Origin of the sequence: Agathobacter ruminis (assembly GCF_002735305.1) — a bacterium.
Classification (GTDB): Bacteria; Bacillota; Clostridia; order Lachnospirales; family Lachnospiraceae; genus Roseburia; species Roseburia ruminis.
Window position 1 is genome coordinate 1 of the sequence record NZ_PDYG01000018.1, and the last position, 15,360, is coordinate 15,360.

A 15,360-nucleotide genomic window follows, 5' to 3' on the forward strand; every position below is an offset into this window, starting at 1 on the left:
GTTCGTGATTAAAAAATATGGAAATTAACCACAAGTCCTGCAAACACAATGGAAACCATTGAGAGCAGCTTGATCAGAATGTTGATGGACGGTCCGGAAGTATCCTTGAACGGATCACCGACGGTGTCTCCGACAACGGCTGCTTTGTGGGCATCACTGCCCTTTCCACCGTGCACACCACTTTCGATGTATTTCTTGGCATTGTCCCAGGCACCACCTGCGTTAGCCATAAAAATGGCAAGCAGGAATCCGGTCGCGGTTGCGCCGGCAAGCATGCCGATGACACCATTGTGTCCGAGGATCAGTCCCACTACAATCGGGGTCACAATTGCCAGAATAGTCGGCAAAATCATTTCGCGTAACGATGCCTTGGTACAAAGGTCAACACATCTTGTATAGTCCGCATCTGCCTTGCCTTCCATCAGACCAGGTATTTCCTTAAACTGGCGGCGTACTTCCTTTACAATGCTCTGTGCAGCCTTGCCTACAGAGTCCATTGTCAATGCCGCAAAGATAAACGGCAGGCATGCTCCGATGAAGATTCCAATCAATACAACCGGATTCATAATCGTCATATCCAGTTTGATTTTCATATCAATTTGCTGGATTTTCTGCACATAAGAAGCAATCAGTGCAAGCGCGGTCAGCGCTGCCGAACCAATTGCAAATCCTTTTCCTGTTGCGGCAGTTGTATTGCCGAGTGAATCCAGTGCATCCGTTCTGCGGCGCACCTCCGGATCAAGTCCCGCCATCTCGGCGATTCCACCGGCGTTGTCCGCAATCGGTCCGTATGCGTCGGTTGCAAGTGTAATGCCCAGTGTGGACAACATTCCGACTGCTGCAAGCGAAATGCCGTATAAGCCGAGATTGGCATCGCCAAATCCACCGGACACACCATAGGCAGCCATAACGCAGATTGCAATAATGATAATCGGTGCAACGGTCGATAACATACCAAGTGACACACCGCCAATGATAATGGTTGCAGAGCCGGTCTCGGACTGAGATGCAAGTTTACGGGTCGGTCTATATGTATCCGAAGTAAAATACTCTGTGAAGAAACCGATCAGTACACCGGCGAGCAAGCCTGAAATAATAGCAAAATAAAAACCAATGTAGTTCATTCCAAAAATGAAATAAACCAGCGGAAAAGCGGCGATTGCAATCATTATCGCACTACTGTTGGTGCCGCGGCGAAGTGCCTTTAACAGTGTTGACTGATCGGTGCTCTCTCCTGTACGGACAAAGAACGAACAGATGATGGAGGCCAATACACCGATTGCCGCCATTACCATCGGTACCGCAACTGCCGAAATGGCCAGTTTGCCACTTCCAATCGCTGTAAATGCGATGACTCCGAGGGAGCAGGAAGAAATAATTGAGCTGACATATGATTCATAGAGGTCTGCCCCCATTCCTGCCACATCACCGACATTGTCTCCTACATTATCTGCGATTACCGCCGGATTACGCGGATCGTCTTCCGGAATTCCCGCTTCTACTTTTCCGACCAGATCGGCTCCGACATCAGCAGCCTTGGTATAAATACCGCCTCCGACACGGGCAAACAGTGCCATGGATGATGCACCCATTCCAAATGTCAGCATCGCTGCGGTAATATCCGGCAGTTCCAGATGAAATACCATACGCAGTAACAGATACCAGATCGAAATATCCAAAAGTCCCAGGCCTACCACCGTAAATCCCATAACGGATCCGGCAGAGAATGCGACGCGCAGGCCGCGATTTAAGCCTTCCTGACAGGCATTTGCGGTACGCGCATTTGCACGGGTCGCAATGCTCATGCCGATAAATCCGGATAATCCGGAGAAAAATCCTCCGGTTACGAATGCAAACGGCACGAACCAGGTCAAAAGTCCGAATCCTGCCATCACACTCAAAATGACAAACATCGCTGCAAAAAATACAATCAGAATGCGATATTGTCTGGTCAGATATGCCATCGCACCCTTGCGGATGTTTCCGGATATCTTTTTCATTGTGTCATTTCCTTCTCCGAAGGAAAGTACGTTTTTGGCTCTTGTCAGAGCAAACAGCAGCGCTAAGATAGAGCCGGCCAGTGTGAACAAAGCTAAATAGTTGTCCATATAATCTCCTCTCTCTTCTTCTCCTTTGTTTGTGAAATTCTAAACAAAAATTCCTCAAGACAAAATATGGCCACACGTATTCCCCGTGTAGCCATAAACCTTATTTACATATAAAATTGTATTTCATAAAAATCAACTTGTCAACAAGTTACAATTTTGTCACTTTATGACCAAATGCTCATCTATACCAGCTGAAGGTCATACAGGCGACGATACAACCCATTCTGTGCAAGCAGTTCCTGATGACGACCGCTCTCACGAATCCGACCGTGATGCATAACAATAATATTGTCTGCATGCTGGATGGTCGACAGTCGATGCGCCACCATAATCGTGGTTCTGCCTTCCATCAGGCGCTCGAGGGCCTCGGTAATCAGTGCCTCCGTCTCGGTATCGATGTTTGCGGTTGCCTCATCCAATACCAGAATCTTCGGGTCGTAGGCAAGTGTACGCGCAAATGAAAGCAGCTGACGCTGTCCGGTCGAGAGTGTACTGCCACGCTCTGTTACCGGCTCTTCATATTGACCCGGCAAATGCTCGATAAAGGTATCCGCGTTGACGGTATGTGCAGCTTCGCGCATGGCATCTTCACCGATTTCTTCTTTTCCGAGTGTGATATTGCTTCGAATGTCTCCCGTAAAAATAAACACATCCTGCTGAACCTGGCCGATTGCACTGCGCAGCCGGTCTTTGTCAATGGTCTTGATATCCACTCCGTCTATCAGGATTTCTCCTTTTTGAATGTCAAAATAACGGCCGATCAGATTCAAAATGGTTGATTTGCCTGCACCTGTTGCACCGACAAATGCCACTTTCTGCCCCGGTTCAATCACAAAGCTGACATCGCGCAAAATCCAGTTATCGTCTTCATACGCAAACCATACATTGCGAAATTCAATGCGTCCGCTCAGCTGCACATCCACCGGATTTTCCGGATTTTTGATATCCGGCTGAACATCCATGATGCGGAAAATTTTGCCGGCTGATGCCAACGATGACTGCAGCGTTCCGAATTGCTCCGCAAATTCCTGAATCGGATCAAAAATACTGCCAATATACATTACAAAGATATACAGCATTCCGAAGGATATTTCATCTGAAAGCAAAAATACGCTTCCGGATCCGATGACGAGCATCGTTGCAAGCACCGAGATGAAATAAATCACCGGACGGAAAATGGAAAATGTCATAATTTCGCGCCAGTTTGCGCGGAACAGGTCATTGGATTTCTGCTCGAATTCACGATATTTCTTTTCTTCTCTCGCAAAAATCTGAATCAGTCGCATTCCCGATAAATGCTCGGACAAATAAGTGTTAATGTCCGTAATTCTTGTACGCACGGCCTCATATGCTTTGCGGGAAAAATATCGGAATACGATGGTCAGTATAACTACCACCGGCAAAAGTGACAGCGAAATCAAAGCCATTTTTGCATTATAGGCAAACATCACAACGGCATATCCGATAATTTTGATTCCGTTTTTAAACATATTAATCAAAACGGAAGTAAACAATTCGTTGATGGATTCCGTGTCATTGACCACGCGGGTTACCAGTGTTCCGACCGGTGTATTGTTGAAAAAGGACAACGACAGGGTATTGATATGACGGAAAATATCCTCCCTCATACGAAAGATGATATTCTGTCCCATCTTTTGTAAAATCCAGTTGTTTACGATGTTGAGCACAAATCCGGCCACCATCAGAGCAGCATACAGGTATGCGACTTTCAGTAACTGCCGGAATACTCCTGATTTGCCGATGTTCTCCGGAATCAGATAGGTATCAATTGCATCTCCGATGACAATCGGTCTGTACAGATCCACGGCAACAATCAGCAATACCAGTACACAGGCGCTGAACATCGTGAATATATGCGGTTTCAAATAATGAAATAATCGTTTCATAATACTTACTCTTCTTTCATCAATTCACTGCGCTTCTCTCCCGCAGCGGCTTCGAGTTGTTGCATTTCAAAGATATCATGATAAATGCCCTTTTGCTGCATCAGTTCCTCATGTGTACCAAGTTCTGCCATGCTTCCCTCTTCGAGAACCATGATCAGATCCGCATTCTGTATCGTCGAGATACGATGCGCAATCAAAATCGTCGTCTTGCCCTGGCGTGTCTCCCGCAAATTGCTCAAAATCTGCTCTTCCGTGTCGGTATCCACTGCCGAAAGCGCATCATCCATAATCAGAATCGGCGCATCCATCAGCCAGGCTCTGGCAATCGCACTGCGTTGTTTTTGTCCGCCGGAAAGTGTCACGCCTCTTTCACCGACAACCGTGTCATATCCTTCCGGAAATTCCATGATGTTATCATGCACACAGGCATTCATCGCCGCTTTTTGAATCGCTTTCAAATCTGTTGTCTGCGCGCCGAATGCAATATTTGCCTTAAGGGAATCCGAAAACAGGAAATCATCCTGCGGCACATATGCAATATGCTCACGCAAATTCTTGAGCGGAATGTCATTGATGTCAACGCCGTCGATATAAATCATTCCCGGTTCGACATTAAACAGATGCAATAATAAATCCACGAGTGTCGATTTTCCGGAACCGGTTCGCCCTACAATCGCCATTGTCATTCCGGCTTTGATATGCAGGTTAATATCCGTCAGGGTCTCATCTTCATTCCCTTTATGTCTGTAATTCAAATGTGAGAATACGATATCTCCTTTGATTTCAGGCACAATCGCCTGATCCATGCCCTCCCCGTTTACGCCCGGTGCCGTCAGCTCGGATTTGGTCTCAAAAATACCGCGAATTCTGTCGATCGATGCCATTCCTTTTGAAATCATCTGAATGGACTCTCCGCATGCAATCATCGGCCATACCAACATCCCGATATATTGGTTATATGCAAAAAACCGGCCCAGAGAAATTTTGCCGTTTAACACAAAATATCCACCGATTACAATCGTAATCAGGATGGAGAATCCAATCATCAGCTCCAATGACGGAATTACCACAGCCTGCAGCCGTGCAAGTCGCAGATTCTTTTTCCGCGCATTCTCATTATATTTCAGGAATTCACGGTACTGCGCGCGCTCGCGCACAAAAGCCTTGACCACACGCACACCGGAAAAGCTCTCCTGTGTGAAATCCATCAGATCGGATACCGCCTGCTGACGGGCCGCAAATCGCGGTGAAATCGTCTTGCCATAGACAAACATGCCACCGAGGATCAAAAGCATCGGTACCATGGTTGCAAGCGTCAGCAACGGATTGACAAATACGATCATCTGATAGAGCACCATAATTGCCATGATTGTCGCATCAAATGCCGCAACCAGTGCCATTCCCATCGCCATTCGGATCGCATCCATGTCACTTGTGAAGTGGCTCATCAGATCACCTGTTTTGTTTTCGTGGTAAAAGTCGACATCGAGTTCTTCGAGATGGCGGAACATATCATTGCGCAGGTCACGCTCAATGGAACGGGATGCACCATGAAAACAATAGCGCCACAGAAAACGCCCGATGGCAATTACCGCCCCGGACGCTAAGAATATTCCTAAGTAGAAGAGTACCTGATTCATTCCGAAGCCGCCGGTCTGCAAACCGTCCGTGATATAAGCCACAATCTTCGGAATCAGTACATTTGCGATATCTACCGCAAGCAGGATTACCATACCCCATACATACTTCCATCGGTATCTTTTGAGATACGGAACCATAAATCGAAAAGACTTCATGTTATTATTCTCCTGTTACTTTTCTCTCATCAGACAGATCGGTCACGCAGAAATTATTGCGGCCAATCTGTTTAATTGCATACAAATTCTCATCTGCCTTGCGCAGATAATCCCAGACACGCGAATTCCGCTTCGGTATTCCATAGCACACTCCCTGTGAGAGAGAGACCTGTGGGATTGCTTTCGAGAATTCATGAGCAATATTTTTGTTCAAAATATGTTCTCGCAGTTCACGCGCATAGCCTGCCGTCTCCTCGAAAGTTACGTTTGTAAACATCAGCACAAATTCATCACCACCGTAGCGCGCTGCGAAACCATGATGCGCTTCTGCGATTGCGCGGAGACTGTCCGCCACTTCAATCAGGCACTGATCACCCTGCTGATGTCCGTAATTATCATTGAATTCCTTGAAATAATCGACATCCATGATAAAAAAAGCAATGGTAGACTGACGGCTGAGCGCTTCCTGGAACGCTTCCTCCGCATAGTCGTTTAACCTGAAACGGTTTGCCAGCTTGGTCAGCGGATCCATCTCTGATTTTTCCACCAGAATCTGGTTCTGCTTTTCCACCTGAATGCGCAGCTGATTTGCCGCTTCGAGGCTTTGGCGCAGGTTGATGACATTGTTGACCATCTCCCTTGTCTCGACTTCCATGAGCTCCGAAAGTTCATAGTAGAGTCCCGTCGCCTGCAGATATTCCGCATTTCTGCCGGTCTTGCGGTAATAATGAATCTTGAGCGAAATAATCTTAAGCATCAAATCCGTACTGCCCGCGTCCTTCACCAGCGGTTCAATCGTATCCACGACTTTCCAGAAGTCATCCGCCAGATCCGTCGACAGCAACATTTTCGCATAATCGTAATAATCATCAAAATAATCCAGAATTGCCATCTTCGGCGATATTTCCGCGCTGATTTGATGTGCACACTGATTGCGCTTCTCGCTGTCGCCTTCTTCATGATACAGAATCGCTTCCGCGCAATGTACAATATTGCGCTCGATCTGCGTCACATAATCCCAATGCTTTTCGCGAATTCCCGCAATGGCCTCTTCCGCCAGCTGGAAATATCCCAGCGCGACAAAGGTTTTGACGCGGTTGCATTCAAGCGCCAGCAAAAAGGTATGGACCGATTCGTCCATCGGGAGAGACTGGAAATACTCCATCGCCTGCTTATAATAGCGCTGCGCCTCCTGGTAGCGCGCACTGCGATGAAACAGTCCGCCGAGATTAATATTCATCAGCGCTTCCTGCTCTTTGAGATTATGCATATTCGCATATTTCACGCCATTGGTATAATATTCCAGCGCAAGCGGAATATTCCCTCCGTTTGATGCCTTTATGCCAAGAAAGTTATAGCATCTCGCCATCAAATCGTATTCGCCGCCCTGATCGAGAAACCGGACAGCCATATTCAAAGAATCATAAAAATTCTTTCCGTCATTCAGGCAATAATACACCAGCCCACAATAAAAATAGCCGAACCCAAGCAAGGTTACATCCTGCTTCTCATTGGCATATTCAATCAGATCATTGCAGAATTTTAATGTTTTATCCGGGCTCGAGACACTGTTTTCCACAATTTCCCGAATCCAGGTTTGTACACTTGCATCATAGTCGTTAATGTTCATGCCTACCCTCTTAGTCTATGCTCATAAATGATATTGCTAAGCTTTGCAAATTGCTCCAGACTCAGCGCTTCTCCCCTGATTGTTGTAGGAACTCCCAATTCCTCAATACATTGCTGCAATTCTTCTTTCGACAATCCGAAACTGCCGAAATTGGTCAAGCCGTTTGCCAGCGTTTTTCTTCGCTGATTAAACGATGCGCGGATAATCTGAAATAACAGTTTTTCATCCTGCACATTGACCGGTGGCTTTTCATGACAGGTCAGCCGAATGACCGCGCTTCCGACATTCGGTTGCGGCATGAAACAGCTCGGCGGAACCTCCAGCATGATCTGCGGTTTCGCATAATATTGCACCGCCAGCGACAAGGCTCCGTATTCTTTGGACCCTGGCCCTTCTTTCATACGGTCCGCCACTTCTTTTTGCACCATAATCGTAATGGATTCTAACGGCACATGGCTTTCGAACAAACCCATGATAATTGGTGTCGTAATATAATAAGGCAGATTTGCCACCACCTTAATTGGTTTACCGCCATTGCGCTCCTGCGCAAGTTTTGCGATATCCACCTTTAAAATGTCTTCATTGATAACCTCAACATTATCATATTCCTGCAGGGTATCTTCCAGAATCGGAATCAGATTCTTATCAACCTCAACAGCAACCACCGATCCGGCTGCCTCACACAAATATTGTGTCATTGTGCCGATTCCCGGCCCAATCTCAAGCACAAAGTCTTCTTTTGTCACTCCCGCTGCTTCGATAATTCCCTCAAGTGTCGGTGGATGAATCAAAAAATTCTGACCGAACTTCTTTTGAAATCGAAATCCGTATTTTTGCAGGACCTCTATCGTATTCTTTGAATTTCCAAGTGTTGCCATTCACAGGCTCCTTTTTCTTTCGCTGTTTTATCACTTTATTTTATCATGAATTTCTTATGTCTGCCATATCCCAGCCACGCTTTTATCGACACGCTTGAATTTTAAACAGACGATATGCATTATCGGCAGTTGTTGATTCGACCACATCCGGTGTAATCCCCTTGATTTGTGCAATCTTTTCAATGATATGCGGGATATAGCGCGAGTCATTGCGCTGACCGCGATGTGGTTCCGGAGCCATATACGGACAGTCGGTTTCCAGCAGGATGCGTTCCAGCGGAATCTGCTCAACAGTCTGTACCAGCTTTTTGGCATTTTTGAATGTGACAACGCCGCCAACGCCGATATAATAGCCCATTTTGACATATTCCTGCGCGATTTCCGGTGAGTAGGAATAGCAATGAATTACGCCGGGAATGCCTTCGGCAGCGGCGTTTCCCATAATTTCAAGGGTATCAGCAGCCGCATCCCGCGAATGAATGATTACGGGAAGGTTGACTTCTGAAGCAAGTTTCAGCTGTGCCCGAAACCATTCTCTCTGACGACTCTGAACTTCCGGTTCTTTGTCCCAATAGTAGTCCAGTCCGATTTCGCCGATTGCGACGGTCTTTTCGTTTTGCGCCAATTCGCGCAGACGTTCTACGGTCGGTTCCAATTGTAAATCTCCGATTTCGCTCGGATGAATTCCGACCGCTGCATAAATGTAATCATATTTTTGAGCCAGTTTCACGCTCTCTTCTGTCGTGGAAAGTTTTGACCCAACATTAATGACCGGGCTGACTCCGCAGCTTGGAAGCGCTGCAAGAAGTTCATCCCGGTCTTCGTTGAATTTATGATCTTCGTAATGTGCATGTGTCTCAAAAATCATTGTTCGTTATTATCCTTTATTATTTGCATTGACAGGTCAACGGTTGTCTCCATCTGTTCTTCTACCGAGATTGATGCAACTCCGTCCCCTTTTTGTTCGCCATAGTCTCCGAAATAAGCATGACAACCGCCATCGATTACATTTTCGATATGATTGTCCGGCAAATTTTTTCGGTTTTTTTCATATTTGTCGAAGTTCATAACCCCGTCCTGCGATCCGTAGATACATGCGACTTTCAAATCCGTGTCTGTCAGATCATAGCAGGAATATGCGCCCAGCAAAATCAACCCTCGGAATGCCTGCGCATGCGATTTTGTATATTTGGACGCAAAGGCACCGCCTAGTGAATGACCGGCCATATACCAGTCTTCAATTTCCGGGAACTGTTCCGGAATACCATCTGCGGCGTTGCTTCCAAGGACTGCGAGGTTGAATGGCATATGCACCAGAACACAAAGTACCCCGTTGTCTGCAAACTTTTGCATCAACGGCGCATAGGCTTTGTAATCCACCTTGCCCCCGGGATAAAAAATCAGTCCCGCGACCGGTTTCTCCGGCCGAAAGACAATCATCTTGTCCTTGTATTCTTCAACTTCAATGCCTTCCGCAGGGCTCGTAATTGCAGCGACCGCGGCATCGCTTGCATGATAATAATCACTGACATAAAAATAAAATCCGCTTAACAATGCCAGGATGCATGCGATCACAATTGCGACGACGCGGCCGGTTCTCTTTTTCTTCTTTTCGCCCACAGTTACTCCTTGTAGTCTGTTCATGAAATATGCGATTCGAGCATAACCAGTTCTTCCATATCGATGCAGTTTGGAATCGATTGTTCCTGCACCGCTTTCTTTAATGCATCAAAATCCATCCACATGACACTTTCGATCTCTTCCTTCTGGAATACGATTTCCTCAGCCGGAACATCACGCCACATCATATATACTGTGGAATACTGATTGTCTTCATACGGCTCATCCCGAAACTCATTGCGAATGACAACATGTTTTCTGCCACATTCAATCAATTCATCCTCCGAGACCGTAAAATCCAGTTCTTCTTTCAATTCACGAAGTGCGGAATTGACCACTTCCATTCCTGCAGGAATATGGCCTGCGCTCGAAATATCATAGCACCCCGGGAAAGAGTCCTTGTCCTTGCAACGTTTTTGCAACAGGACCTGAACTTTCCCTTCGTGTTTTCGAAAGACCCACACATGTGCTGTCCTGTGCGGGGTCCCGCTTCGATGAACCTCTTTCCGCTCAGCCGTTTGACCGGTCGGATTCCCTTTTTCATCGACAATATCGAGATATTCCATGTGTGGCTCCTTTCTTAAATCATCAATTCTTTTATTACGATTACGCGATTTCTGCTCCGGCCGGCATATCCTTTTCCGGAGTCATAAGAGACAGATTTCCTTCTGCATCCTCTGCACACAGAAGCATTCCTTCGGATAATACACCTGCAAGTTTTGCCGGCTTAAGGTTTACCAAAACCATTACCTTCTTGCCAACCATCTCTTCCGGTGAATAGTCTTTGCGGATTCCGGATACAATCTGCTTCACCTGGCTTCCGATCTTTACCTGTGAGCAAAGCAGCTTCTTGGATTTCTCCACTGCTTCACATGCAATGATCTCGCCAACCTGGAATTGCATCTTCATGAAATCGTCAAATGTAATCTCTTCTTTTGCTTCAATATCAATCACTTCTTCATCCTCCGCTGCAGCTGTGCCGTTTAATCTGGCCTGCTCAGCCTCATATTCTGCCTTTTGCGCTGCCTGAATTTCAGCAACCTTCGGCATAATCTCTTTTGCATCCAGACGCGCAAAGAGGATTTGCGGATTGTCTGTCACTTTCTTTCCACTCTCATACAGACCAAACTTGTCGCAGTCTTCAAAATCACGCAGTGTTGTATTCAACTGCTCCACGATTTTCTCTGCGGTCTCCGGAAGAAATGGATGAAGCACAGATGCTCCGATGGTAATGGATTCCACCAGATTATAGAGTACTTCCGCAAGGCGGTCATGCTTCGCCTCATCCTTTGCCAATACCCATGGCTCGGTCTCATCAATGTATTTGTTGCAACGACGGAACAGCGCGAATACCTCGCTGATGCAGTCTGCCACACGCAGGCTCTTCATCTTTTCCTGTGTCTTTGCAATTGTGGAAGTCACTACTGCTTTGAGATCATCATCAACCGCTTCTGTCGCACCTGTCGCGCGTACCACTCCGTCAAAATATTTATTGCTCATGGAAATGGTGCGGTTTACCAGATTGCCCAGCACATTGGCAAGATCCGAATTAAATCTCTCAATTACAAGATCCCAGGTGATGATTCCATCATTTTCATAAGGCATCTCATGCAATACGAAATATCTGGTCGCATCCAGACCAAACAGGCGAATCAGGTCATCCGCATAGATGACATTTCCCTTGGACTTGCTCATCTTCTCTCCGCCCTGAAGCAGCCATGGATGTCCGAATACCTGCTTTGGAAGCGGCAAATCAAGTGCCATCAAAAAGATTGGCCAGTAAATGGTATGGAAACGCACAATATCTTTTCCAATCAAATGTAAATCTGCCGGCCAAAACTGATTGAATTGATCTGTCGATCCGTCCGGATCGTATCCGATACCGGTGATATAGTTGGTCAGCGCATCCAGCCATACATATACCACGTGCTTTGGATCAAAATCTACCGGGATTCCCCAGCTGAAGCTGGTACGGGATACGCACAGATCCTGAAGACCCGGAAGCAGGAAGTTATTCATCATCTCATTTTTGCGCGATACCGGCTGAATGAATTCAGGATGTTCGTTGATATAATCAATCAGACGGTCAGCATACTTGCTCATCTTAAAGAAATATGCATCTTCTTTTGCAGGCTTTACTTCACGGCCGCAATCCGGACATTTTCCATCAATCAGCTGTGACTCGGTCCAGAATGACTCACATGGTGTACAATAAAGACCTTCGTATGCGCCAAGGTAAATATCACCCTTATCATACAATTTCTTGAAGATCTTCTTTACGCATGCCTCATGGTCTGCATCTGTGGTACGAATAAATTTGTCATAGGATGTGTGTACCTGATCCCAGATATCTTTGATCTGGCCTGCCACATCATCCACATATTCCTTTGGTGTGATTCCGGCAGCTTCTGCTTTTTCCTGAATTTTTTGGCCATGCTCATCTGTGCCGGTCTGGAAAAATACATTGTATCCTTCCGCTCTCTTATAACGGGCAATCGCATCTGCCAAAACAGCTTCGTAGGTATTTCCGATATGCGGCTTACCTGATGCATATGCAATCGCTGTCGTAATGTAATAATTTCCTTTGTTTGTCATTTTAATCTCCTTCTTGCATTCTCAAATGAGAGAGTGCGCGATTTTTCAAGTAAATATTATAATCCACGCGTCCCGATTTCGTCAATATTCGTACCAGCTCCATCACACAAAAAGTTACCGTTCACAGCATGCATTTCCTATCATCCTCGCCCCATGGTCCCGGTAAGCCCTTCACTTTGCAAGAATATTTTGGTTTTCATATATGCAAAGGCTCGCATCCTGATTTTCATGTGTCTTTTGCATGCCTGTACAATTTTGAAAAAGGTTTATCGTTGGCGGACACCCAAAAGTTTTCATATATGTACTTCTCATCTAAGGGATACCCGGGTGAATTGGAGTGCGCCTAGTGAAATAAAAATGAGTTTTGATGTTTATAGGCATGCGCCGCCACGGAAGGCGGCGCAAATGCGATTGCAACACGACGTTGCGTAATGCATGGTGCCTATAAACACAAAACTCATTTTGTCATTTCACTTGGCAAACGGAGTCTGAACCCGGGTATCCCTTAGACTGAGGAGTACATAATATCAATAAATGAAGTGTCCGCCACTTCATAAACCTTTTTCCAAAATAGTTCATTCACCAAAAGACACATGAGTGATGCTCGCCTTTTGCATATTGAAATCCTAAAATATTCGCAAAATGTGAAGGGCTTACCGGGACCATGGGGCGAGGATGTTTATGATAGCGCAGGCTGTGAATGGTAAACGCAAAATGGACCGGTGCGCCATCGTTTCGGATGGACACACCGGTCCGGATCAAGTCAAGACTGAGTTAAGCCTGATTCATTTTGCGCAGCACTGCGTATGTTTCAAGTCCCAAACCAAATGCGAAGAGCAATAATGCCGGAACAATCGGCGCATGATCACCCGTCTTTGGTGCCGGATTCGAATTCGTGACTTCTTTTTCTGCAATTGCAAAATTAGAGAATCCGGATACTTCACCGACGTACATATCCAGCTCTTCATCATAGGTAAGCGGAATTTCTTCGTACTCATCCCCGTCATGAATGTTATGAAGCAATGAAATCATCTCTCCATGATAGCCTTCGAGTTCCAGCCCGATCTGTGCCGGCGTCTCGAGTTCTTCCATAGGGTTGGCCCATACATCGTCGCTGTTTCCTGTTCCCTTGAAGAATACCTGGCTCATGTTGATATCCAGGATTGCACTGATGGCATATCCGTTTTCTTCTGCATATTCGTCAAATTCAGCTGCTTTTTCATCGGAAACATCGGCATCTTCCACATACAGTCTTGCGGATCCTGCATCGAGCGTACCCTCTGCCAACTGAATTCCTGCTTCTTTTACGGCTTCCGTCTCAACCTTTGTATCATCACTCTGCTTCTCGACATGTGCACCGATATGGAAATTGCCTTTTCCAATCTGAAAACTGAATACGGAGGTCTCCCCGATCCGAATACTCTGGCTGCCCAGTTCAAACGATTTCACCTGATAGCCATACTCCGGTTCAATCTTCATGGTAACCCAGGAACCTTCCGGAATTACCATTTCACTCATTTTGGCTCCGGTCTCAAAATTTTCCCGATCCAGCTGGAAATGTACAAACGGATATGTCTCATGACCGTTCTCATCTATCAACTGATCAATGCTCATCGTTCTGGTCTCGCGTCCGTCATTAAAGGTTACAGACAATAATTCCAGTCTGGAATGACCAATATACTGATCGTCATATACACCTGTAATTTCCGGGTCAAAATGTTTGCTGTCATTGGTCCAAAGGAAATTGCCGATGAAACATTCCTCCTCGGTAATCGGTCTGACTTTCACTTCAACTTCATATACTTCATTGCCATTTTCAATCGTATTCGAAACCGGTACATTCGGAATCACAAGATTAATTCCCTGATCCGTGAACGCATTCAGCCACTGATTTCGATTGTCAAAATCAATCGGTACCTGATATGGCGTACCATTAATCTTAATCGCTTCGATTCGGTTGCCCCAGTTCGTAAAAAGATTAATCGCTACAGTACTGCCGTCTCCATTCGGATTATATTCAACCGTCTGTTCTTCATATTCAGTCAGGTCACTGTTTTTGCGATACTGATTCATCGCTCTCGTGCGCTGGCTGTCGTTTACGGACACACTAACCGTATATGCATAACGCGCATAGCTTCCGGTTGCTCCATTCTCCGAAACGGTATCATAATCATCGCGAACCATCGGGTTCACTGCCCAGTCGCCTGTCGGTCCCGTCAATCTGATCAGCGCATGATTGGAGCCCTGCGGTCCGTTGTGCCCGCCATTGTCCTGCTTGAATTCAATATCTCTGATGGTAACTTCTGTCACATTATCTGTCACCTTGTATCCGTTCTGCCCGGTCAAAGCACCGGCAACGCCTGTGCTATCCGTAGCCAATTCCACATCGCCAACGCTTGCATCCTGATAATGGATTGCAGTCAAATCAACGCGACATCCATCATTCGGAACCAGTTTCAGATACAGATCTTGCCCGATTGCAACAGATACGGTTGCTGTTGTCAAATCTGTAAAATCAGTTCCGTTAAGCGAATACTGTACCTTTCCGTAATTTGCAGAATCTTCCTTATACGAGACATTGATACGGACATCTGTTGCGCTCTCATATGCTGCCTTTACCAAATCCGGTTTTGCCGGCATCATGCATATACTCAAGAGCATACACATCAATATTGAAACAATCTTTTTGCCCCTCTTCATAAAAGCCTCCTTCTCCAGCTTTAAGTCCCCACGATATGTAGCATTATTATTATCTTACTATTCGGACAATTTCGCAACTGTTTTCTGCCAATTTAAAAGACCGCCAGCGAATTTACTGACGGTCTT

10 protein-coding genes are annotated in these 15,360 nt (G+C 46.0%); all 10 read right to left on the bottom strand.

The genetic code is table 11. From position 1 onward, the window contains the following. Positions 1-8: 8 nt before the first annotated feature. The 10 genes from CSX02_RS04730 to CSX02_RS04775 all read right to left on the bottom strand — a co-directional run bounded on the left by CSX02_RS04730 (position 9) and on the right by CSX02_RS04775 (position 15,234). Complete coding sequence (locus CSX02_RS04730; protein WP_099385814.1) at positions 9-2,108, bottom strand: sodium-translocating pyrophosphatase; 2,100 nt, start codon at positions 2,106-2,108, stop codon at positions 9-11. A 182-nt stretch (positions 2,109-2,290) separates the two neighbouring features. Further along, the gene (locus CSX02_RS04735; RefSeq protein ID WP_051637930.1) at positions 2,291-4,015 is read right to left on the bottom strand and encodes an ABC transporter ATP-binding protein; all 1,725 of its coding nucleotides are present in this window, start codon (positions 4,013-4,015) and stop codon (positions 2,291-2,293) included. A 5-nt stretch (positions 4,016-4,020) separates the two neighbouring features. Next, a complete protein-coding gene (locus tag CSX02_RS04740; protein WP_099385815.1) occupies positions 4,021-5,811 on the bottom strand; it encodes an ABC transporter ATP-binding protein in 1,791 nt (596 codons plus the stop codon). Between the two features lie 4 nt (positions 5,812-5,815). Further along, positions 5,816-7,441, bottom strand: a complete 1,626-nt coding sequence (locus CSX02_RS04745) for a GGDEF domain-containing protein (protein WP_099385816.1) — start codon at positions 7,439-7,441, stop codon at positions 5,816-5,818. Positions 7,442-7,443: 2 nt separating this feature from the next. After that, a complete protein-coding gene (gene rsmA, locus CSX02_RS04750) occupies positions 7,444-8,319 on the bottom strand; it encodes a 16S rRNA (adenine(1518)-N(6)/adenine(1519)-N(6))-dimethyltransferase RsmA (protein ID WP_099385817.1) in 876 nt (291 codons plus the stop codon). A gap of 82 nt (positions 8,320-8,401) precedes the next feature. Next, on the bottom strand, positions 8,402-9,187 hold the full coding sequence (locus CSX02_RS04755; RefSeq protein ID WP_099385818.1) for a TatD family hydrolase: 786 nt from the start codon (positions 9,185-9,187) through the stop codon (positions 8,402-8,404). Further along, positions 9,184-9,963, bottom strand: coding sequence for an alpha/beta hydrolase (locus CSX02_RS04760; protein ID WP_099385819.1), 780 nt, complete (start codon positions 9,961-9,963; stop codon positions 9,184-9,186). Before CSX02_RS04760 ends, CSX02_RS04755 begins: the two co-directional genes overlap by 4 nt. Further along, a complete protein-coding gene (locus CSX02_RS04765; RefSeq protein WP_031543928.1) occupies positions 9,960-10,505 on the bottom strand; it encodes an NUDIX hydrolase in 546 nt (181 codons plus the stop codon). Before CSX02_RS04765 ends, CSX02_RS04760 begins: the two co-directional genes overlap by 4 nt. Before the next feature lie 40 nt (positions 10,506-10,545). Beyond that, a complete protein-coding gene (gene metG, locus CSX02_RS04770; RefSeq protein ID WP_031543929.1) occupies positions 10,546-12,534 on the bottom strand; it encodes a methionine--tRNA ligase in 1,989 nt (662 codons plus the stop codon). Positions 12,535-13,308: 774 nt separating this feature from the next. After that, a complete protein-coding gene (locus CSX02_RS04775) occupies positions 13,309-15,234 on the bottom strand; it encodes a hypothetical protein (protein ID WP_099385820.1) in 1,926 nt (641 codons plus the stop codon). Between the last annotated feature and the right edge of the window lie 126 nt (positions 15,235-15,360).